This is a genomic window from Agrobacterium sp. NPDC090273 (genome assembly GCF_044772305.1).
GTDB lineage: Bacteria > Pseudomonadota > Alphaproteobacteria > Rhizobiales > Rhizobiaceae > Agrobacterium.
On sequence record NZ_JBIVYN010000001.1, the window covers coordinates 615,630 to 636,909 of the forward strand.

At 60.5% G+C, this 21,280-nt stretch carries 23 protein-coding genes; 13 read left to right on the forward strand and 10 right to left on the reverse strand.

The features are described 5' to 3' along the window. Window positions 1-57: 57 nt before the first annotated feature. The 4 genes from ACIQT8_RS02990 to ACIQT8_RS03005 are packed head-to-tail and all read left to right on the forward strand — an operon-like array spanning window position 58 to window position 2,037. Window positions 58-402 carry a carboxymuconolactone decarboxylase family protein gene (locus ACIQT8_RS02990; protein WP_400964361.1) on the forward strand — a complete coding sequence of 115 codons (345 nt, stop codon included), beginning with the start codon at window positions 58-60 and terminating at the stop codon, window positions 400-402. Between the two features lie 3 nt (window positions 403-405). Next, window positions 406-897 (forward strand): cupin domain-containing protein, encoded by a 492-nt coding sequence (locus tag ACIQT8_RS02995; RefSeq protein ID WP_400963244.1) that lies wholly within the window; start codon window positions 406-408, stop codon window positions 895-897. Further along, window positions 890-1,363, forward strand: coding sequence for a cytochrome P460 family protein (locus ACIQT8_RS03000; RefSeq protein WP_400963247.1), 474 nt, complete (start codon window positions 890-892; stop codon window positions 1,361-1,363). The genes ACIQT8_RS02995 and ACIQT8_RS03000 overlap by 8 nt, the downstream gene beginning before the upstream one ends. Beyond that, entirely contained in the window at window positions 1,360-2,037 is a 678-nt protein-coding gene (locus tag ACIQT8_RS03005; RefSeq protein ID WP_400963250.1) for a DUF4405 domain-containing protein, read from the forward strand. The genes ACIQT8_RS03000 and ACIQT8_RS03005 overlap by 4 nt, the downstream gene beginning before the upstream one ends. Here the strand turns inward: ACIQT8_RS03005 and arsK are convergent. Further along, window positions 2,034-3,212: an arsenite efflux MFS transporter ArsK gene (arsK, locus tag ACIQT8_RS03010; RefSeq protein WP_400963252.1), complete on the reverse strand. Its 1,179-nt coding sequence runs from the start codon at window positions 3,210-3,212 to the stop codon at window positions 2,034-2,036. The two genes, ACIQT8_RS03005 and arsK, sit on opposite strands and share 4 nt — an antisense overlap. After that, window positions 3,205-3,555: an ArsR/SmtB family transcription factor gene (locus tag ACIQT8_RS03015; RefSeq protein WP_400963254.1), complete on the reverse strand. Its 351-nt coding sequence runs from the start codon at window positions 3,553-3,555 to the stop codon at window positions 3,205-3,207. The genes arsK and ACIQT8_RS03015 overlap by 8 nt, the downstream gene beginning before the upstream one ends. Window positions 3,556-3,597: 42 nt before the next feature. Here ACIQT8_RS03015 and ACIQT8_RS03020 point away from each other — a divergent pair, with 42 nt between their 5' ends. Further along, window positions 3,598-4,113 carry a DUF6428 family protein gene (locus ACIQT8_RS03020; RefSeq protein ID WP_400963256.1) on the forward strand — a complete coding sequence of 172 codons (516 nt, stop codon included), beginning with the start codon at window positions 3,598-3,600 and terminating at the stop codon, window positions 4,111-4,113. Window positions 4,114-4,176: 63 nt separating this feature from the next. Here ACIQT8_RS03020 and ACIQT8_RS03025 read toward each other — a convergent pair whose 3' ends face one another. Next, complete coding sequence (locus ACIQT8_RS03025) at window positions 4,177-4,923, reverse strand: F0F1 ATP synthase subunit A (protein WP_400963259.1); 747 nt, start codon at window positions 4,921-4,923, stop codon at window positions 4,177-4,179. A 482-nt stretch (window positions 4,924-5,405) separates the two neighbouring features. Then, window positions 5,406-6,575 (reverse strand): calcium:proton antiporter, encoded by a 1,170-nt coding sequence (locus ACIQT8_RS03030; RefSeq protein ID WP_400963262.1) that lies wholly within the window; start codon window positions 6,573-6,575, stop codon window positions 5,406-5,408. A gap of 268 nt (window positions 6,576-6,843) precedes the next feature. Here ACIQT8_RS03030 and ACIQT8_RS03035 point away from each other — a divergent pair, with 268 nt between their 5' ends. Continuing rightward, the gene (locus ACIQT8_RS03035) at window positions 6,844-7,992 is read left to right on the forward strand and encodes an aminotransferase class V-fold PLP-dependent enzyme (RefSeq protein WP_400963264.1); all 1,149 of its coding nucleotides are present in this window, start codon (window positions 6,844-6,846) and stop codon (window positions 7,990-7,992) included. A 125-nt stretch (window positions 7,993-8,117) separates the two neighbouring features. Here the strand turns inward: ACIQT8_RS03035 and ACIQT8_RS03040 are convergent, their stop codons facing one another. Further along, window positions 8,118-11,027, reverse strand: a complete 2,910-nt coding sequence (locus ACIQT8_RS03040; RefSeq protein ID WP_400963267.1) for an autotransporter outer membrane beta-barrel domain-containing protein — start codon at window positions 11,025-11,027, stop codon at window positions 8,118-8,120. A gap of 621 nt (window positions 11,028-11,648) precedes the next feature. On the opposite strand from ACIQT8_RS03040, the gene ACIQT8_RS03045 reads away from it, so the two are divergent. Continuing rightward, the gene (locus tag ACIQT8_RS03045; RefSeq protein ID WP_400963270.1) at window positions 11,649-13,103 is read left to right on the forward strand and encodes an amidohydrolase family protein; all 1,455 of its coding nucleotides are present in this window, start codon (window positions 11,649-11,651) and stop codon (window positions 13,101-13,103) included. 20 nt (window positions 13,104-13,123) lie between these two features. Here ACIQT8_RS03045 and ACIQT8_RS03050 read toward each other — a convergent pair whose 3' ends face one another. Together ACIQT8_RS03050 and ACIQT8_RS03055 are read right to left on the reverse strand one after the other, a co-directional pair. Further along, a complete protein-coding gene (locus tag ACIQT8_RS03050; RefSeq protein WP_400964363.1) occupies window positions 13,124-13,423 on the reverse strand; it encodes an AzlD family protein in 300 nt (99 codons plus the stop codon). A 16-nt stretch (window positions 13,424-13,439) separates the two neighbouring features. Further along, window positions 13,440-14,078 carry an AzlC family ABC transporter permease gene (locus ACIQT8_RS03055; RefSeq protein WP_400964365.1) on the reverse strand — a complete coding sequence of 213 codons (639 nt, stop codon included), beginning with the start codon at window positions 14,076-14,078 and terminating at the stop codon, window positions 13,440-13,442. A 251-nt stretch (window positions 14,079-14,329) separates the two neighbouring features. On the opposite strand from ACIQT8_RS03055, the gene ACIQT8_RS03060 reads away from it, so the two are divergent. Beyond that, window positions 14,330-14,788 carry an Lrp/AsnC family transcriptional regulator gene (locus ACIQT8_RS03060; protein ID WP_138792408.1) on the forward strand — a complete coding sequence of 153 codons (459 nt, stop codon included), beginning with the start codon at window positions 14,330-14,332 and terminating at the stop codon, window positions 14,786-14,788. Here the strand turns inward: ACIQT8_RS03060 and ACIQT8_RS03065 are convergent. Further along, window positions 14,760-15,824, reverse strand: coding sequence for an AI-2E family transporter (locus ACIQT8_RS03065; RefSeq protein WP_400963274.1), 1,065 nt, complete (start codon window positions 15,822-15,824; stop codon window positions 14,760-14,762). The genes ACIQT8_RS03060 and ACIQT8_RS03065 overlap by 29 nt on opposite strands. A 247-nt stretch (window positions 15,825-16,071) precedes the next feature. Between ACIQT8_RS03065 and ACIQT8_RS03070 the strand changes: the two genes are divergently transcribed. Next, window positions 16,072-16,560, forward strand: a complete 489-nt coding sequence (locus ACIQT8_RS03070) for a hypothetical protein (RefSeq protein ID WP_400963277.1) — start codon at window positions 16,072-16,074, stop codon at window positions 16,558-16,560. A 59-nt stretch (window positions 16,561-16,619) separates the two neighbouring features. On the opposite strand, the gene ACIQT8_RS03075 is transcribed toward ACIQT8_RS03070, so the two are convergent. Together ACIQT8_RS03075 and ACIQT8_RS03080 are read right to left on the reverse strand one after the other, a co-directional pair. Next, window positions 16,620-17,207 (reverse strand): sugar O-acetyltransferase, encoded by a 588-nt coding sequence (locus tag ACIQT8_RS03075; protein WP_138792405.1) that lies wholly within the window; start codon window positions 17,205-17,207, stop codon window positions 16,620-16,622. A gap of 83 nt (window positions 17,208-17,290) precedes the next feature. Further along, entirely contained in the window at window positions 17,291-18,493 is a 1,203-nt protein-coding gene (locus ACIQT8_RS03080) for an MFS transporter (protein WP_400963280.1), read from the reverse strand. 80 nt (window positions 18,494-18,573) lie between these two features. Between ACIQT8_RS03080 and ACIQT8_RS03085 the strand changes: the two genes are divergently transcribed. The 4 genes from ACIQT8_RS03085 (at window position 18,574) to arsB (ending at window position 21,280) form a co-directional block, all read left to right on the forward strand. Continuing rightward, a complete protein-coding gene (locus tag ACIQT8_RS03085; protein ID WP_400963283.1) occupies window positions 18,574-19,137 on the forward strand; it encodes a TetR/AcrR family transcriptional regulator in 564 nt (187 codons plus the stop codon). 150 nt (window positions 19,138-19,287) lie between these two features. Then, on the forward strand, window positions 19,288-19,653 hold the full coding sequence (locus tag ACIQT8_RS03090) for an ArsR/SmtB family transcription factor (RefSeq protein ID WP_400963286.1): 366 nt from the start codon (window positions 19,288-19,290) through the stop codon (window positions 19,651-19,653). 39 nt (window positions 19,654-19,692) lie between these two features. Then, entirely contained in the window at window positions 19,693-20,220 is a 528-nt protein-coding gene (locus tag ACIQT8_RS03095; RefSeq protein ID WP_400963289.1) for an arsenate reductase ArsC, read from the forward strand. A 1-nt stretch (window position 20,221) separates the two neighbouring features. Beyond that, window positions 20,222-21,280, forward strand: a complete 1,059-nt coding sequence (arsB, locus tag ACIQT8_RS03100) for an ACR3 family arsenite efflux transporter (protein WP_400963292.1) — start codon at window positions 20,222-20,224, stop codon at window positions 21,278-21,280.

Genomic DNA, 21,280 nt, shown 5'->3' on the forward strand with positions numbered 1-21,280 from the left:
CTGACCAGAAGCCTGTTTTTCGCCACCAGCGTCACTCTCATTCTCGGTTCCGTTACGATGACCCAAGCCCAGACCACGACACCTTCGCCACAGCAGAGCCGTGCCCAGCAACTGATGGGCGAGACCGCGCCAAAGCTCGCCGAACTGACCGATGGTGTCCTCTACGCCGATATTTGGGAACGCTCCCAACTCTCCAAACGCGACCGCAGCCTTGTGACGATCACGGCGCTGATTGCGCTCAATCGTCCCGATCAGTTGCGCTCGCATATCCGTCTTGGCCGACAGAATGGTCTGACGGAGGAGGAGATCGTCGAAACCATCACGCATATGGCGTTCTATTCCGGCTGGCCAAGTGGTGTCTCGGCTGTCGCGATCGCCAAAGACGTGTTTGCGGAGGACTGATCCATGAACACGACATCGCTGGTTACTGTCGCGGCAGCCCTGAGCGCCACCGCAGCTTTTGCTGAACCCGATCGCGCCGTGAAGGTTACGCGGTCGAGTGTTGCGACTGCGACCGCAGGCTCTGCGGAAAACTTCACTGGCTCCGTGACAGTGCAGTCGCGGTTTCAGACACCATCGCCCGCCCGGGTCGGTGGTGGCCTCGTTACCTTCGAACCGTCTGCCCGAACCGCCTGGCACACCCATCCACTCGGTCAGACCCTGATCGTAACAGAGGGCGTGGGGCGCGTGCAGCACTGGGATGGCGAGATTGAGGAGATCGTTCCCGGAGACGTGGTGTGGATACCGCCCGGCGTCAAGCATTGGCACGGGGCATCGCCCGAAAGCGGCATGGCGCATATCGCCGTTGCGGAAGCCCTTGATGGCAAGACGGTGGAGTGGATGGAACACGTGACCGACGCACAATATGGCCTGAAAAACGGGGGCGCCGATGAATAAGGTTTTCAGGATGGCGGCTGCTGCCGCTTTCGTCACCAGCGCTGTCGTGCTCGTCGGCATGCAGGTTCAGGCAGAGCCGACGCGGGCGACCATGCCGGATATCAGCAAGCTCGTCCATTACACCACGGTGACGCGGGGTGAGGTGACGGAGCATATCATGACGACGCGGGAAGCGATCGAGGCGGTCAAGCGGGGCGAGCCGATCCCCAACGGTACGCATGTGGCGCTGGTCGATTATCGCGGTGGCGAGGTCTTCCGTTATTTCATCATGGAAAAAGGCGAGGGCTGGGGGCAGGACTATGATGAAAACCGCCGCACCGCCGACTGGCAGTTCCAGTGGTTCAAGCCCGATGGCTCGATCAACATGGAAGAGAACACGGCGCGCTGCCAGCGTTGCCACACATCGCGGGCAGACAGGGACTTCCTCTATACCTTCAACGACATGCGCCGGTTCGAATTCGAATGAGCGCCGTCTTTCGTCTGCGCCTGCTGCTCGATGTCGTTGCCATCGGGCTGATTGTCGCCTGTCTGGCCTACTGGTGGCTCGATAATCTTGCGCATGAGATCTTCGGCACGGCCCTGTTCGCGCTGGTCATCGGGCACAATGTCTTCAATCGGCGCTGGTATGGCGGCGTGGCGAAGCGCAGGCTTGATGCCGTGCGCATCGTCAATCTGGCGACCATCGCCTGTCTCGCCCTGGGCATGACGATCATGCTGGTGACGAGCCTGCTGATCTCGCGCGACCTGCTGCCGTTCATGGCGCTAGACGGCGCCTTTGCGGTGCGGGAACTGCATATGTTTGCAGCCTATTGGGTGCTGCTTGTCATCGCCATCCATCTCGGCACCCGCTGGCAGGTGGTGATGAATGCCTGCGCCGCGCTGTTGCGTCTCGACGGCAAAAGCCGCTGGCGCACGGCGGGTCTGCGGGTGGTGACAGCGGCCGTTGCAGCGCTTGGTGTCAGAAGCACGGTCGAGATGGGTTTCGGCTCGAAGCTGATGCTGACCTACGCGCTGGATATGTGGGATTTCAACGCCTCGACGCTGCAGTTTTTCGTCAACTACGCGTTGATCGTCGGGCTGTTTGCCGCCGTGACCCATTACGCCCTCCTGCTTGCCAGACGCGGCAGATCAGGTGTCTAGCGCGCCAGTCTTGCCAGACTGACGAAGAGGATGATCGCCGATGCGCCAAGGGTTGCCGTGACCGCAAGCGAAGCGCCAATGCCAATGGCGGACATGGCAAATGCCAGCGCGAAGGGGGCGAGTGCGGAGACGATCAGACGCGCCGCCATCATCTTTCCCTGCAGCCTGCCATAACCCTGGCTGCCGAAGAGGTGGAGCGGCAAGGCGCCGATCACGATGCTCAACAGGCCGTTGCCCATACCGAAGACCACGGCGAAGACCATGGCGCCAGCGATGGAGGGTGCTGAAACGGCAAGCGTCATCACGCCTGCCGGCATCAGCGCGGCGGCGATGATGGCCAGATGCGCCGCATCGATGCCCTTGCCAAACACCATGTTGATCAACCGGCTCGCCACCTGTGAGGGGCCGAACAGGGTGGCGATCATGGCGGCGGTTGCGCCAAGCCCGAGGCCGGACAGCAGCGGCACCATGTGCACCAGCACAGCGGCGCTAACCAGCGAGGTCAGGGAGAAGCCCGCCACCATCAGCACAAATCCAAGCTTTCGATGCTCTCCAGGCAGGACGCCTTCGACAAGCTGAAGCTCGCGGGCAGGGGCATTGCGCGACTTTACCATGGTCGCGGCAAGCCAGGCGTGAAGCGGCAGGCAGATCAAGAGGTTCAGGGCGGCAAACACCAGATAGACCTGCTGCCACGACAGATGGGCGTGCAGTGCCGTGGTGATCGGCCAAAAGATGGTGGAGGCAAAACCGGCAATCAGCGTCAGATAGGTGATGCTGCGTGCGGCGACCTGCGGCTGAAGCTGCACCAGCAGCGCAAAGGCGGCGCCATACTGAACGAGGTTGGCCGCCACCTCCATCACGATCAGCGCGGCGGCATAGGATGCCTTTTCCGGTGCGTAGGCGCAGGCAACAAGTGCTGCCGCCGCCACCGCCGAGCCTGCCGTCATGACCTTTGCCGCGCCCAGCCGGTCAAACAGCGTCCCAAGCCACGGCGCCGTCAACCCGCCAACCATGAGCGCCACGGACAGCGCGGCAAACACCCATTGCTGCGACAACCCGAAATGCCCGGCCATATCGGGTGCGAGAATGCTGAAACTGTAATAGAGCGTGCCGTAACCGATGTTCTGGGTAACGCCCAGCAGCAGGACGGCGGCGACAGGCACACGATCAGACAATTGGTTTTCCGTTCGCGTTCATTTCTGATTTGCAGGACATGGGCTTGCAGATGTCCGGGTGTCCGGCACAGCAGTCTTCCAGCAGGAAGCGCACCAGACCGCTCAGGGCAGCGTAATTGGCGGTGTAGATGATCGAGCGCGCCTCGCGTTGCTGGCCGATCAGACCGGCACGGTCCAGCTCCTTCAAATGGAACGAGACGTTGGAGGGCGAGGCTTCCAGCCGTTCGGCAATCGACCCCGCCGACATGCCGTCCGGACCCGCCACCACCAGCATCCGCACGATCTGTAGCCGGCTTTCCTGTGACAGCGCGCCGAAGGATGCGAGGGCTTGACGTTCTTCCATGTTTCAATAATCCTTGAAATATTGAAACGAGGAATAACGCGGATGAACGCCTTCGACAAGACCTCATCGCCCGACATCAGCCTCGGGCTTCTGCTCGGAACGCTGGCGCGCAAACCCGACCTGCCGCTGGTGTTCCGCTATGACGGGCAGGTGGTAAAGCCCGGCTATCACGTTACCGAAGTGAAGGCCGGGCAGTTTTCGGGCCTGGATTGCGGCGCGAACCCCGAGGCATGGGCGGAAATCTTCGTGCAGCTCTGGGATGTCGAAGAGGGCGGGCGAACCCACATGCAGGCCGGGAAATTTGCGGCGATCATCCGCAAGGTATCGGAGCATGTGAAGCTGGATGGCTCGGCGCGGCTGACCTTCGAGGTCAGCGACGGGGTGCGGCCGATGGCGCTTTATTGCGCGGCAACGCCGCAGGTTGGCGAGACTGTCATCTCGGTAGAACTTGCACCGCGCCCGGCCAGCTGCAAGCCGCGTGACCGGTGGCTGGCGGCGCAGGAAACCGCCACGCCAAAGCCGTGTTGCGCACCGTCATCGACAGGCTGTTGCGCCTGATCCTATGGCAAGCGGCGGGCCTTGGCCCGCCCGTTTCACATCAGGGTTTCAGTTGTCGGGTTTTCAGTGGCCGGGATGCAGTGCGTCGTTCAGATACATGCAGGTCAGCATGGTGAAGACGTAAGCCTGAATGGCAGCCATCAGGAATTCCAGCGCGGTGATCGCAACCGTCATGAACAGCGGCATGATGGCGCCGGCGACACCCAGCGTTCCCATGGCACCGAGCGATGCGACAAAACCGGCAAACACCTTGAGCGTGATGTGGCCTGCCAGCATGACGGCGAAGAGACGCACCGAATGGCTGACCGGGCGAGAGAGGTAGGAAATCAGCTCGATGGGAATGATGATCGGCGCCAGAACGGCGGGAACGCCATCCGGCTTGAACAGCCGCAGGAAACCGAAGCCGTGCTTGTAGAGGCCGTAGAGCGTTACCGTCAGGAACACGAGTGCGGCGAGCCCGAAGGTCACGACAATCTGGGCCGTGACCGTGAAAGCGTAGGGAAACATGCCAAGCAGGTTGGCAGTCAGAATGAACATGAACAGCGTGAAAACGAACGGAAAGAAATGCATTCCGTGTTTGCCGACATTGTCGCGCAGCGTCTTGTTGACGAACAGGTAGAGCATTTCTGCGCTGGATTGCCACCGGCCGGGGACAAGCCGTTTCTGCGCTGTCGCCAGAAGCAGGAAACCGGTGGCGATGGCGACGGTCAAAAACATGGTGGCGGAGGCGTTGGTGAAGCTCAGATCCACACCGCCGATGTTGATCTCGATGATCTTTTTCACTTCGAATTGTTCAATGGGTCCGGCCATTCGGCTTCCTCTGACGGGCTGTGGCCACGACAGACCGACGGCACGCCAAAGCAGCGCCACAGCGTTGCCGGGCGCGCAGAGCCTGCGGACCAATGATTTCTGGATGATGGGTGACGGTCAACAATCGGGCGGCCTCTGATCTCGACAAGGAGATTCGGGGCCGTCCCCGGAACGTTTCAAGGCGCGGGTCGTCCCGCACAGGGGCTTCTTAGCTGCGTCGCGCTCTGATTGCAACGGCCATAGTTCAAAGGCTGCTGCACGGCGAAAACGCACCTCACGGTTGGCGGTGAGCAGGAAAATGGCGAGCGCGGACACGCGTGTAACGATGCCCGGCGATCGCTCGCACGCACTGTCCATGATCGTCTGGCGTATCGCCCGGTAAAGCTTTCGGCGGCTGGTCCACATCATGATTACCTCATGGCTGTGGGGCCGTCCCCTGGTCGCTTGGCAGAGCGCAGGTCGTCCTGCGGTGCATCTGCGTGTCAGGCGGTAAACAGCATCAGGCCGAACACGAAGAAGAGAAGAATATGCAGCATGCCCTGCGTGGCGGAGGTGCGGTGCCCGAGATAGGTCAGTGTCGTCAGACCGATGGTCAGTGCCAGAAGCACGGTTTCCACCGCCGAAATGCCGAAAACCACGGTCTTGCCGGTCATCAGGCCCACCGTCAGCACGGCTGGAACCGTAAGGCCGACGGTCGAGACGAAGGCGCCGAGGCACAGGTTGATCGCGCGCTGCGTTTCGTTGTTGAGCGCGGCCTTGATGGCGGTGATGGATTCCGGTGTGAAGACGATGATGGCAATCAGCACGCCACCCACGGCAACCGGTGCGCCAGCCTGCACCACGCCGTAGTCGATGATGATGGCGAGGTCATGTGCCAGAAGCACGATGGGCAACATCAGCGCCACCAGCGTGACCGCATGCATGAGGTTGCTGCTGCCGCCGGCCTCTGCCGTCGTGTCGTCGGCCTTGTTGCGGCTTGCTGCTTCCGATAGCAGAATCCACATGCGCCCGGCTTCGGGCTGCATGAAATCGCTGCGGTATCTGCCCATCTGCAGCGCCAGAAAACCGCCATAACCGATCACGGTCAGAACCGAGAGAACGAACGCCTGCACCGGCGTAAACGTGCCGTTGCCCGTGCTCAGTGTGTTGGGCAGCAGCAGTGCGACGCCGACAAGGATCAGGATCATGCTGATGAAGGTGATGGTGCCGGGGGCGTTGTATTCCTGCTCGCCATATTTCAGCGCACCGGCCAGCAGGCAGATACCGGTGATGAGGTTCATGATGATCATCATCACGGCAAAGATCGAGTCCCGCGCAATGGTCGGCGCTTCGCCCGGCCCAAGCATCACGGCGGCAATCAGGATCACCTCTATCGACACGATGGAAAGCGTCAGGATCAGGGTGCCATAGGGTTCGCCAAGCCGGTGCGCCAGCGCATCGGCCTCACGCACGACACCGAACGCGGCCATCAGGATTGTCGCAAACAGCACGGCAAAACAGGCGATCGCCACTATCGGCGACATGTCGGCGGAAAGCCAGGAATGAAACTCGAACTGAAACGCGGCAACGACGGCCCAGGCGATGACAAGCTTGGGGACAACACCACGGAAAAGAGAAATTGCGGGCATGTGGGGCATAAATGGTGACCTCATCCGGGGTCGTCCCCAATCACATCATGCCGCCCTCGGGTCGTCCCGAACGGAGCTTATCAAGCTGGTTCGAGGAATTATCACGTCTGTGCGCCAGGGTCTAGGGTAGTCCGATTTTGTGAGAATCGCGGAGACGACATGTTCACTTCTCGGCAGACAGACGGCTGAAGTCTGCAAGCGCACAGCAAACTCCACGGACGCCGCAGGTGGGTTGCCTGCCGATATTCCGGAACGTAGTATCCTCTCAATTTTGCGGGCGGCAGGACCTTGAATGAACGATGAATTCATACGGCAGTTGCGAAGCGACATCCCCTACATTCACGACAAGATTTACGTCGACAACGCTTCGGTAACGCCCATACCGACGCGTGTTCAGGTGGCTAGTGAGCAATATAACAGGATCGTGTCCGAAAGGCTGCGGGAATACCGCGCCGCATCGTTACCATTCTTCGACAAAGGCCGTGCTCTTGCCGCAAAGCTTGTCGGATCACGTCCTGACAATATTGCCTATGTCCAGAATACTGCTCACGGGCTCTCGCTCGTAGCCTTGGGTGTGGACTGGCGTGCTGGTGACAACATCGTTGTTTGCGCGGAAGATTTCCCTTCGAACTATCTTTGCTGGGTGCAATTGGCTGAGTTTGGTGTTGATGTTCGGAGGGTCGGTTCCAAGGCAGGACGTATTGAAGTCAGCGATGTTCGCGAAGTCGTCGATAGCCGGACCCGTGTCGTCTCGGTAAGTCACGTCCAGTTCTACAGCGGGTTCCGTGTCGATGTTGCCGCGCTTGGGGAAATCTGCGCAGCCTCAGGGGCGCTGCTTGTGGTCGACGGTACTCAATCCACCGGGGCAATCAAACTCGATGTCGGAGCCGCTGGTGTCGACGTCCTTGTCGTCAGTGCTCACAAGTGGATGATGGGGCCGCGCGGGATCGGTTTTGCCAGTTTCTCCGAACGCGCTCTTGCCGCGATCACTCCAAGGGTTGTCGGTTGGCTTAGTGTCAACGATCCATTCGCTTTCAATCGCAAGCTCGACTTCCTGCCGGATGCCCGTCGCTTTGAGCCCGGAACTGCCAATGGTTCAGGCATCTTGGGACTGGCCGAGAGGCTTGCTCAAATCGATGAGCTAGGCATCGACCGGATCGAGGAGAGGATTTTATCGCTCAGCGAATTGCTTCGTGAGCGCTCACGGGAGAAAGGTCTCAATCTTGTCTACGATTTCGGTGGCAAAACTGGCTCCGGGATAAACCTTCTCAGAAGGCTCGGAACCTCCACCTTGGAAACACATGCCAACTTAACCGCTAACGGAATTTTCGCCAGCATCCGAAACGACGCGATCCGGATATCGCCGCACTACTATAACACGCCGGACGAAATCGAGCGGATCGTAACGGTGATGTCGTGTGACAGAGTGGGATCGGCATAACCGATCGCTAGGCCGTAAACAGCGTGACGACAATCGATTAAGAGACGCTCCGAAACTAATCTCAATAAGGCGATGTGAACAAATAAAACGGCGGGCAGCTTCTGCCGCCCGCCGGCCGTTTCAGGTTACCACTTCACGCGGAAGCCGGCTGTTCCGCTGAGGGCGTAGCTGTCGGTGAAGTCTTTCAGGGCGGATTTGGCGGTGAGTTCGCCGTAGATCGAGAAGCGGTCCTGCTTCCAGGTCATGGAGCCGCCCAGCGTCACGCCTGCCCAAAGCCGTTCGCTGCTGCTGTCGAAGCCGACGCCGGAGACGTCGATGGCGGTCCCGTTGAGGAACTCGTTATAGAGATTGGCAACGCCGTAGATGCGGCCGCGAACGGTTTCGCCGTTCTTGTCCTGCCAGGTCTCGTCGCGGTCCACCGCCACGCCCAGACGCCCGATCAGGCTGTCGCCGTCCTTCAGCGAAACGCGGGCGCCGAAGCGGTCGTTGAAGGTGGAGAAATCGACCGAGGAATAAACGAGCTGCGCCTGCGGGGTGATGACCCATGAGCCGTAGGTGAAGCGGCGGCCGCCTTCGAGGCTGAGGGCATAACCGAAGCCGTTACTGCCGTTTTTCAGCGCGCCATTGACCAGATCGGATTTCAGGATGGTGTCGTACCACGTCGCCTGGCTGACGGCGTCGGCGTAAAAGCCGTCATTACCGTACCAGGTCAGCGTGCCGCCGATGCCATAGCCCGTCGTGTCGACCTCGCCATTGCCGTAGATCGAGTTGATATCGCCGGTGATGGTGCCGAGATGGGCGGTCAGCCCACCGATCAGGCGGCCTTTTTCATTGTCGTAAAGCGCGCCGTCGATGCCACCTTCGGCCTTCCAAAGATCGTAGTCATAGGTCGCACCGCTGCTGCTGGACTTCGGGTCGATGCTGCCATGCATGCCCTTGGTGCGGAACCAGACGCCATCGAGACCCGATGTCGCGACAGGCTCGAGATCCGTCTGCCAGTAGCGGTTGCCGACGCGCTGCTGCAGGGTGTCCAGTTCGTTCAGCATCTGCAGCATTTGCGGATAGGCTTCGTAAAGCGCCACGCCCGGCTGGTAGAGCGGGTCCGTGGCCGAAACCGATGCATCGAGAACGGAACGCAGATACCAGTCGCCATCCGCACCCTGATAGAGCCGGTAGGCATAAGCGCCGCCGACCACGGCCTCTTCGCCTTCATAGGTGTAATCGCCGAGCAGCGAGAAAAGACCTGCCGAAGTGCCCGCGACATCGACGATCCTGATGCCGTCGATCGTCAACGCACCATCGCCATTGAGGTTGGTCACGGCGACATTGGTGCTGCCGGAGGTGTTGCCCGTCACGACCAGTCCGTCGGTGGCTGAGCTGTCGTCGCCCAGCACGCTTTCAATCGCCAGCGTGCCGCCATTGCCGGTGTAGTCGCCGCCGATGGTCAGGGTGCCGATGCCATTGCTGCCGGGCGCAATGGTGCCGCCCGCCTGGTTGGTGGTGTTGCCGACCGTGCCCGTACCGGCCAGCGTGCCGGAGATGACATCCACCACGCCGCCGAGCGTGGCGTTTACTTCGAGAACGCCGCCATAGATGCTGGCAATGCCGGAAAAGCCTGTCTGGGCGGCATTGAAGACGGTGCGGCCGGCATACTGGTTGATCGCACCGCTGCCATTGATGGGCGTGTCGAACACATAGCCGGTTTCGGTGTGGTTGAAATTGATCTCGGCACTTGCCGCCAGTGTGACGGCGGAGGCGACCAGCGTACCTGCGGCCTCAGCAGCCTGACCGGCGACGCCACCGATGTTCAGTGAGGCATTGCTGTCAGCGTCCGCACCGCCAACCACAAGGGCAGAAGCGCCGCCATTGACGATCACCGTACCGTCATTGGCAATCGTCAGAGCGCCGGTTCCGAAGGTGCCGACACTAATTGCATTCGCCTGCAGTTCCGAACCTTCGCCAGAGACAAGCACACTTGCATTGGGAACAGTCGCGCCGGTCGCAGTTGCAATGCTCATCGTTGTTGCTGTCACCAGACCACCGTCAAGGATCGAAAGCGAGCCTTTCTGTAAGGCAAAGGCTGTCCCCGTGCTCCAGCGTGAACCTTCGCCCGAAACAACGGCGACGATGTTCGCTCCCGCGTATACGTTGTTGCCCAACGCGCCCAGTGTTGTGCCATTGGCGACATCGATCACGCCTCCTTCCAGCACATTGACGTAGGTTGTGCCGTTGAACGACGTGAAGGCGTTCCCAGCTGAAATTTGCGACCCGCCTCCAACGACATTTATAATCGAAGTGCCGAGTGATCCGGTATTATGAGAGGCAATGCTGCCAGCCGTCGTGTAGGTCGCACCGGCTTCAACCGTAAATGTGGAGGTGCCGCCACCAGTTGCGAGAATGGTTCCGTCAGTTCCTGTTGCTGTAACGTTCGTCCCGGTTCCGGAAATCGTCAGGCTTGCTTCCGATCCCGCGACCGAAGCAATGTCGAGTTGTCGCAGAGCGCCGCCACTCGATGATCCAAATGTCACGGTGCTTCCACCGTTGATAACAGTCTGGCCGCTGTTCAGAGCAATTCTGTTGACGCCAAGGGTCGTGCCGCTGATGCTGAGCGTACCGTCGCCGTTTTTGGTGAGGACCGTCGTGCCCGTGTAGAGTTGACCGGAAAAGGTGAGTGTTGAGCCCGCTGCCACATCGAAGGATGCCGTTGCCGGCAAGGTCAACGTAAACGTTCCAGTATTGACCGTGATGGTGCTGTTCACGGCCGGCAGGGCGCCAGTCACGGCAAAACTGCCGGTCAGCGTAATGGTGGAGGAGGCGTCGCCGCTGGCTGCCGCGTCGGTAATGGCCTGTGAAAGTTCGGCCTCATTGGAGGCTGTGAAACTTGCGGCCAGCGACGGCCGCATGGAACAGCCGAGTGCCAGAACGGCGAGAGATACGCCTGAAAGAAAACGGATGTTTTTGCTGGATCTGATGGCATCGCGTGCCAATGCGCGCGCTTCTTTCGAAGCCCGTGGTTCTACCGTAACGTCGTTCACTATTCGCCCCCGAATATGACAAATACCGCAGTGCGGCCGATCTGCCCGTCTCCCCGTCTTCAGACTCACTTAGAACAAGGGAAAGTTGCAGTTTCGCAATGTCGAATAGTCGAAAAAACTGACGATCGGTAGAACAAGATTTCCCGGATGGAAATTGGGGGAGGTGTCACGCCATTCAGTTTTCTTCTCACAAATACGTTGTAAAACAATATGTTAAAATTATATCTGTCGGCGCACTTCCCTTAACGTAAGGTGCGTTTTGCGTGCTGTCATTCGTCAAGAAATCAATTGCACGTTATAGGTGTTGCAGGCGCTTCGTCATCATCTGCCGTTCCCTTCGCAGCCGCGGTATTTCAGCCTGAAAATGGCCTCTAAATGTGCTGACGCGGCAACCAGCACGCGTGCGTTCCCGCAGTCATTTCCAGCAGCACTTTGCAGCGTGGGGCAGGTGGTGAAAACGGTCAATTCGTGGTTTGAGCGTCGAAAAAATATCTGCCGGTCTGATTGTTCGCTTATCCGCTGTTCCCGGCATGATTGCGCTTGTCGCTCAGCGGCAAATCGGCTTAACTCGCAACCCGACGGTGGTTGATCCGCTTCCGCAGAAACAAGGGGTATCACTTGGTGTTTCGTCTCGGACAAAGGTACGCTCATCTCACGCATGGTGGCGGCTGCGCCTGCCACAGTCCTGAAGCTCAGAACCTCTTTGCAAGGATGAATGCGGGGCTTTCCCGCCGTTCCGTGCTGAAGGGCATTGCGGCAAGCCTGGCGGTGGCCGCACTCGGTCAGGTCGACCCTGCTTTCGCGCAGGCACCGGCAAAATCGATCCTGCTGCGCAATGTCAAAATCTTCAACGGCATCGACAGCAGGCTCATCGACGGCAATGGCGTGCTGATCGAGGGCAATCTCATCAAGGCGCTGGTGGGTGCGGCGGATGCGGTTGCGGATGCGCAGGTGATCGATTGCGGCGGCCGCACCCTGATGCCGGGCATGATCGACGCCCACTGGCATTCCATTCTCGCCGGCATTTCTCAGGTGGCGGCCATGACAGCGGATGTACCCTATGTGCATCTGGTGGCGGCACAGGAGGCGGAACGTACGGTGCTGCGCGGTTTTACCACCGTGCGCGATGTCGGCGGGCCTTCCTTTGCGCTGAAACGCGCCATCGATGAAAACCGTGTGGCCGGTCCGCGAATCTATCCCTCCGGTGCCATGGTGTCGCAAACCTCGGGGCATGGCGATTTCCGCATGCGCACTGATCTGCCGCGCCAGCCGCAGAGCGATCTGAGCGTTGCCGAGACGGCGGGTATTTCCGCCATTGCCGATGGCGAAGCGGAAGTGCTGCGCCGGGTGCGCGAGCAGCTGATGCTTGGCGCCAGTCAGATCAAGATCATGGGCGGCGGCGGTGTGTCATCCTCCTTCGATCCGATCGATTCCCTGCAATATACGCCCGCCGAAATGAAGGCGGCCGTTGCGGCGGCATCGGACTGGGGCACCTATGTCTGCATTCACGCCTACACCTCCGCGGCCATTCGCCGGGCGCTGGAATGCGGCGTCAAATCCATCGAACACGGCCAGCTGGCGGATGAGGAAACCGTGCAGCGGATCGCCGATGCCGATGCGTGGTGGAGCATCCAGCCGTTTCTCGCCGATGAGGATGCCAATGCCAAACCATCGCCGGAACAGCGCCAGCAGCAGGAGCTGATTGCCGAGGGCACGGTGCGGGCGATCGAGCTTGGTCGCAAATACAAGGTCAGGATGGCGCTGGGCACCGATATTCTGTTCAACCCGGCTGGCACCGCTACGCAGGGCAGGCAGCTCGCCAAATTCGCCCGCTGGTATGACAATGCCGAGGTTTTGCGGATGCTGACCAGCGGCAATGCCGATCTCTTGGGGCTTTCGGGCCCGCGCAATCCCTATCCCGGCGAGCTTGGCCGCATCGAGGCCGGCGCATATGCCGACCTGTTGCTGCTGGATGGCGATCCGCTGCAGGACATATCCCTGATCGGTGACCCCGATCGCAGCATGCCGCTGGTGATGAAGGACGGGCGCATCCACAAGAACACCTTGCCTGCCTGAGACGCCGGCAAGGCGTCTTTTCAGCCCATCATGTTGCGCAGAAGACCGGCAGAGACGATGCCGATGATGACGGTCGGCAGAATGGGCAGGCGCGTGGCGGCAAGCATCGTCACGGCCAGCGCGATGAGATCGGCCGGTCGGCCCGAGACGAAATCCGGGGCGATGATGGTGATGAGTACGCAGCCCGGCGCGGTCTCCATTGCCGCCTGCATGCGCGGGCTCAGCGTGCGGTTGCGCAGGAACAGATAACCGCCGATCCGCGTCAGATAGGTCACCGTTGCCATCAGAAAAATCGCAGCGACATAATGCGGGTCGAACAGGGGGGTGGGGAGTGCGTCAAACATGCGCTTTGGCCAGTAGATAAGAGAACAGGACGCCGGAGAGCGCACCGGCGGGCACGTACCACGCGCCGGGAACGAGAAGGTGAACGGTGGCTGCCACGACAACGCTCATGAGCCAGGGCAGGGCAGAGCGCGCGCCTTTCCACATGCCCGCCAGCATCACCAGAAACACCGCCGGAAAGGCCATGTCGAAACCGTAACGCGTCACATCTCCCAAGAGCGGGCCGACGGCTGCGCCAACAGCGGTAAAGACAATCCAGCTCACATAAAGGCCAAGCGCGACACCGAAGAAATAGCCCGCACTCAGGCCGCGTCTCGCCTTCCGGGCATCGGCCAGACCCATCGCCCAGCTTTCGTCGCACATGAAGAACAGTGCCACCAATGCCTTGCGGCGGGAAAGGTGCTGCATCAGCGGCGCAAATGCCGCGCCCATCAGCAGGTGGCGGCTGTTGACCAGGAAGGTGATGGCGACGATGAGCGCGATATGCGGCGGCGAGGTCCATAGCTCGACGGCGGCAAATTCCGATCCGCCGCCAAAATTCAGCCCGGTCATCAGCGGCACTTCGGCAATGCTGAACCCCTTGGCGGCGGCCTGCGCCCCCAGCACCAGCGCGAAGGGCACGAAGCCCAGCATCACCGGAATCCCATCCTTCAATCCGCGCCACAGTTCGCTTCGCGCACCGCCATAAAGGCGGGCGTCACTTGCAACATATTCAACCACCGAACGTCTCTTTTCACTTTCATGCCATTTCGCCCCGAAGCCTTGATCGAGACGGCGGCATCATAGAGCTGTCGGTGTGGTGGTTGGTTGCGTTCTCTTTCCAATTTTTAGAAAAACTGGCATTCTGTGCCAATCAATCGCCATATGCTTGAAACGAAACGCCAATGAAACTCGATGCCATCGACCGCAAGATTCTCCGTGTGCTGCAGCAGGATGGGCGCATTCAGAACACCGACCTCGCGGCCAAAGTCGGCCTGTCGCCATCGCCGTGCCTCAGGCGCGTCAAGCTTCTGGAGGAGGCTGGCATCATCCGCCAGTATGTGGCGCTGGTCGACGCCGCCAAGCTCGACATGGGCTTTACCGTGTTCGTGCGCATCTGGCTCGACAGCCAGGACGAGGAAACCACAACGACCTTTTACGAAGCGGCCGAGAAGCTGCCGCAGGTGGTGGAATGTCACCTGATGGCGGGCGATTGCGATTTCATGCTGCGCGTCGTGGCGCCCGATCTCGATGGTTATCGCCGCTTCCAGATGGAACACCTTGGCCGCATCAAGGGCGTGCGCAACATCAAATCGGAAATCCCGATGCAGAAGATCAAGCAGTCGTGGGAGGTTCCGGTATAGCGTCCGGATCGGGCTCCGGTCCTTCGGCACCCATCAAGGCCGCAAGCCACGCGGCCGATGGTGAGGAGGCGGCAAAAGAGGCCACCGCAATGGCGATGGGAACACCGATGAAGGTGCCGTAGATGCCCCACAGGAAGGTCCAGAGAAAGATCGACGCCAGAATGACGAAGGGCGACAGGGTCAGCATGCCGCCTGAAAGCACGGGTTCGAGATAGTTGCCGCTGACGAACTGCACGACGGTGAGGGTGGAAAACAGCACGAATGCCGTCCACGGGTCGCCAAGCTGGACGAGCCCGAATACCGTGGGCAGGATGGTGGCAATCAGCGGGCCGATGAAGGGAATGTAGTTCAGCACGAAGGCGATCACCGCCCATTGCGGCGCCAGCGGCACGTCGAGCGCATAGATCACCACGCCGAAGCAGAAACCCGTGAGCAGGCTGATGACGGTGCGGACCCAGATATAGGTGCGAAGCTTCTTTGCCGTCGTGCGGCAGGTATCGAGCATAATTTTGGCCGACGAGCCCAGTGAGAAGCGGTCAAGACGGTTCTCAACGGCATCGACCTCGATCAGCCCCGTCAGAAGATAGGCAACGGCGACCATCAGGAAACTGGTAAACTGGCTCATGCGCGAAAAGGCCTGCTGCACGGCGCGCAGCATCCAGTTGACGTTGAAACCATCGGCCCACAGCGCGCCAACGACAATGCCGTTCTTTTCCAGCCAGCCTGTGACGCTCTGGTAGAGCAACTGGTAGCGTTCCGACTGGGCGGCAACATTGCTCCAGACCGCGCCGGATGCCCAGACGATGGCGAAACCGAAAAGCGCCAGTACCAGTGTCGCGCCCACCAGTGTTACCGCCGCGGCAACCACCTTCGGCACATGCATCTGCAACGCCTTCTGCGCTGGCCAGACCAGCGCCAGCACGAAGATCGCAAGCGTCAGCGGGGCCAGAAACACATAGGCAGCCTTGGCCGACCACAGTGCAATGAGAACCGCAATCACCGTCAGGCTGACACGCGCACCCTGAAATCCGGCCATCAGTTCGCCCCTGCTATTGCCTTGTAACGACGATGCTGATCGACAGCATTCAGCCGGGCGGCAGCGGTGAAGACAGGTGATAAAAAGGCTGCAAGGCGTCGTCGCATGAACTACCCGTTTTCTATGGGGGAAGCGGGAACCGGCAATTCCCCAAGCTATAACGGCTCGATACAACAGGTGCAATGCTGGGTAGAAGGCGAATGGCGGTAGCGGCAATATGAGGCTTTTGGGAAAATGGACGCGGCGGATGGATGACGGGCTGATCGACACGTTGCAATCGACCATCGACACCGCCTGGGAAAAGACCGGTCTTGGCACGGCGGTCCGTGTCAGGACTGCACGTCAGGACGATGGATCGCCGCATGTCGAAATCCGTCGTGGCCTCTACGAGATCGTCATTACCGAACGCGGGCAGGAGACGCAGCGGATGTCAGGTCTTTCGCTGCCGGATGCGGCACGCTGGTTTTTGTCCGGCATGGCGTTCGGCCATGCCTGCGCCTCTGAACTGAAGGACAGACGTGCGCCCGAAAACGCCCCTCCGCTGGATTACGGCCTGAAGGATGACGGCTATTCGCGCTGGAACTGGATGGCCCCCGCCATCGCCACCATGCACCGCATTTCGCCGGAGATGGGCGCCTTCATGGAACAGCATTATGCCGAGGTGCTGCGCCATGCGCCGCTCAACGCATCTGAAAAACGCAATGCCCGTTATCCCTTGCTGCCGTTTGCGGCGTGACGGCGATGGGTGAAAGGGCCTCAGCCGGATCGTTGAGGCCCAGGAAAAATATGCGGCGATTACGCCTCGCGGTACTTGGCGATGTCGGCGTCAGTGATCTGACGGATCACGCGGGCGGGGTTTCCACCGACCAGTGACATGGGCGGCACATCGCGGATGACGATGGCGCCCGCAGCCACGACGCTGCCACGGCCGACCGTGACGCCGGGAAGGATCTGCGCGCCCGCGCCAATCCAGACGTCGTCTTCAATTGTCACCGGGAAGGCATATTCCAGCCCCTTGTTGCGGCGTTCGATGTCCAGCGGATGCCCGGCGCAGCAGATGTGCACATTCGGTGCGATGAAGACATTGCTGCCGATCTTTACTTTGGCGCCATCGAGAATGACCAGATTGACGTTGGCGTAGAAGTTTTCGCCGATTTCGATGTTGAAGCCGTAATCGCAGTTGAACGGCGCCTCGATCAGAAACTCCTTGCCGGTCTTGCCGAACAGGGAACGGATGATCTCGCGGCGCTTTTCGCTCTGGCTGGGCGGCGTGGTGTTGAAGGCAAACAGCGCATCCTTGGCGGCATCGCGTTGACGCTTCAGCTCGGGATCGTAGTTCGCATCGTAGAGCAGGCCGGCGGCCGCCTTTTCCATTTCGTTCATGGGGTATCCTTTCGATGTCTGTGGCAGGCCCGTGAGGCTGTGGGATTGTGCTACGGGCCAGCAGGATGGTCAGGTTACGCCGCTCAGGCCGGCGTTCTCGATGTTTCCTCGGCGTTTGCTGCAACCCTTGGCCGCACGGCGGGGGCGGCGGCAATGGCGCAGAACAGCAGCGTCAGCACCACCAGCATGGCGTTGCGCAGGCCATAATGTTCGCCGATCAGTCCGAGCAGCGGCGGCCCGACGAGGAAGGCGACATATCCGCCGATCGTCACGATCTTGACCCGCTCTGCGGAGTTGGCGCCGGAGTCACCGGCGGCGGAAATGGCAACCGGAAAGCCGAGCGAGGCGCCAAGCCCCCACAACAGCACGGATGCGCCGGCCAGAACCGGGTGATGCGAGAAGATCACCCCGGCAAGCCCGAGCGCGCCGAAGATCGCGCTGGTGCGAATGACGGCGGACCGGCCGAAACGCTCCAGAAAATACCCGCCGGAGAAGCGCCCGATGGTCATGGCCGTGGCAAACACCAGGAAGATCAGCGAACCCGTGGTTTTGGAAAAATCATGCTCGTCGACCATCAGGATCGGCAGCCAGTCATTGGCTGCACCTTCGGCCAGCGCCGTGGCAAGAACGATCAGGGCAATGGCGAGCAGGCGCGGGTCGCGCCACGGGGCATCTTCGCTGTCGCCTCTCACCTCGCTGGTCTGCGCTGCATCGTTGCGCGCCGTTCCCTCGGGGATATGGCGGATGAAATAGAGCGTCGATGGTGCGATGAGAACGACCACGGCAGCCAGATGCGCCTCGACCGGCACGGCCAGCGCATTGGCGGCGAAACCGGCCAGCGCTCCCAGCACCGTGCCGAAGCTGAAACAGCCGTGCAGCGCATGCATCAACGGCTTTCCCGAGGCGCGCTCGACCATGGCGCCATCGATATTGACGGCAATTTCCGCAAAACCCATGCCGAGGCCGAACGATCCAAGCCCCAGTGCCACAATGGCGGCCTCTCCGGTCAACGTGCCGGTTGCCATCAGCGCGACACCCGTTGCCACCGCCCATGTTCCGGCGTGGATCACCGTTTTGGTGCCGAACCTGCCGACGGCGAAGCCGGAAAACAGGATGCCGGTCATGGAGCCGACCGAGAGACCGAGAAGGACGAGCCCCATCTCGGCAATCGAGGCATCGATGCGATCGCGAATGGCAGGTGTGCGGGTGACCCAGGAGGCCATGGCAATGCCGGGAAGGAAAAAGAACGCGAAGAGAGCGAGGCGTCGTTGCTGGAGCGAGGGCATGGTATCTCTTGGTCTGGGAAAGGAATTGTTGATATATGTACGATAGTACACAACGTCAATCTACCTGAAAAGCGACGATCATGACCAAAGTTTCCCCGCCCAGAAGCCGCCGGGCAGCCAACGACCCGGAAAGGCGTGAAAAAATCATCGCCGCAGCCCGCCAAACCATTGCGCGGCTTGGCGTTGCCGACACCACGCATCGGCGCATCGCGGAAACCGCCGGTCTGCCGCTCGGTTCACTGACCTATTATTTTTCAGGTCTCGACGAGATCATCGCCGCCGCCTTCGAGCAGCTGGCGGAGGAAGTCTCCGGCCGTTTCCTTGCCGTCATGGCGGCTGCGGCAGACCGCGAGGCGGCGCGCGAGGCGCTGGTTTCCTATCTCTGCGACGATGCGCCGGACAAATCCGATGACATGATCGTCATCTACGAACTCTACGCCTATGCCTCACGCCGGACGCTTCTGAAAACCATCATGCTGAACTGGATGGCCGCCAGCCGTCGTGCACTGGAGCAGCATTTCACGCCGGAAGAGGCGAGGGCGCTCGACGCCATGATCGAAGGTATCACCATCCACAACGCCACCAACCCCAAACTGCTCGACCGCGCCGATATCGCCCGGATCGTGGAGACGCTGACGCGCTGATTTCCGGGGTGTGCGGAGCCCGAACTGGCTGGTTGTTCGGGCCGGAGGGAGGCTTGCCGCGCAAAAAAAGTCCTGCGCTTTCCACTGCGCCAACCACGCCCATAGAGATTTTCCATTGACAATGCACGTTATATCCATAAATCTGGATATATGGAAAACTTGACAGCAATAGCGGCGCTTGCCGCGCTCGCCCAGACCACCAGGCTCGATACGTTCCGGCTGCTCGTGCGGCACGAGCCGGAGGGTGTTCCGGCTGGTGAACTTGCCCGGCTTCTCGATGTGCCGCAGAACACCATGTCGGCGCATCTTGCCACCTTGTCGCGTGCCGGTCTGGTGAAAAGCGAACGCAAGAGCCGATCGATCATCTATCGGGCCGATCTCGATGGCCTGCGTGATCTGACTTTGTTTCTGCTGAAGGACTGCTGCGGCGGTTCGACCGAACTCTGCGCGCCGCTGATCGCGGAGCTGACGCCCTGCTGCGCGCCGGGTGCTGCCAACCATCAACAACCCTCATGACGCTCCATCACGCTCCGGCGTAACCACGGACACACGACCATGACAGACAGGATCTACAACGTGCTCTTCCTGTGCACGGGCAATTCCGCACGCTCCATTCTCGCCGAAGCCATTCTCAACAAGGAAGGGGCCGGACGCTTCAGGGCCTATTCGGCCGGCAGCCAGCCCAAAGGCAGCGTGAACCCGCACGCGCTTCAGGAGCTGAACGTGCTTGGTTACGACGCAACCGGTTTCTCATCGAAAAGCTGGGACGTTTTCTCGGGGCCGGATGCCCCGGAGATGGATTTCATTTTCACGGTATGCGACAGCGCCGCAGGTGAGGCCTGTCCGGTTTGGATCGGTCATCCGATGACGGCACATTGGGGTATCGAAGATCCGGCGGCGGTGGAAGGTTCCGAGGTCGAGATCCAGCGCGCTTTTGCACAGGCAGCCCGCTTCCTCAAAAACCGCATTACTGCCTTTATAAATCTGCCCATCGCCTCCATCGATCGCATGGCGCTTGAACAGCATGTTCGCCAGATCGGTTCGCTTGACGGTGCGTCCGTCAAATCCACCGGGGATGCGTGATATGTCCGCGTTCGAACGCTACCTGACCGTCTGGGTCTTCCTCTGTATCGCCGTCGGCGTTGCACTCGGTCACATCATGCCGGGCGTCTTCCACGTCATCGCAGCGGCAGAGATTGCCAGCGTCAACATCCCTGTCGCCATTCTGATATGGCTGATGATTATCCCGATGCTGCTCAAGATCGATTTCCGGTCGTTGACGCAGGTAGGGTCGTACTGGCGCGGAATTGGCGTGACCCTGTTCATCAACTGGGCCGTGAAGCCGTTTTCAATGGCGCTGCTCGGCTGGCTTTTCATCGGTTGGCTGTTCCGTCCCTATCTGCCTGCCGATCAGATAGACTCCTACATTGCAGGGCTGATCATTCTCGCGGCAGCGCCGTGCACCGCCATGGTTTTCGTCTGGAGCAATCTGACGCGGGGCGAACCGCTGTTCACGCTTTCGCAGGTCGCGTTGAACGACGCGATTATGGTCGTTGCCTTCGCGCCGATCGTCGGGCTTCTGCTTGGTCTTTCGGCGATCACCGTGCCGTGGGCGACACTTGCGCTTTCGGTTGCGCTTTACATCGTCGTGCCAGTCATCATTGCGCAGGCCGTGCGCCGCCACCTGACGGCGGATGGAACGACCGGTGCGCTCGACAGCCTGCTTTCGAAACTTCAGCCGATGTCTCTTGTGGCATTGCTCGCGACGCTGGTGCTGCTCTTTGCATTCCAGGGTGAGCAGATCATCGCGCAGCCGGGCATCATCGCTTTGCTCGCGGTTCCAATCCTCATCCAGGTCTATCTCAACTCCGGTCTTGCCTATCTCCTGAACCGGATGACGGGGGAACGCCATTGCATCGCCGGACCTTCGGCATTGATCGGCGCCAGCAACTTCTTCGAACTGGCGGTCGCCGCCGCCATCAGTCTGTTCGGGTTTCAGTCTGGCGCGGCGCTGGCAACGGTTGTCGGCGTGCTGATCGAGGTTCCGGTCATGCTCTCGGTCGTCTGGATCGTGAACCGCTCGAAGGACTGGTACGAGGCTTCCCCCGCCGTTTCCCGAACCATCGTCACTGAAAGGACCTGA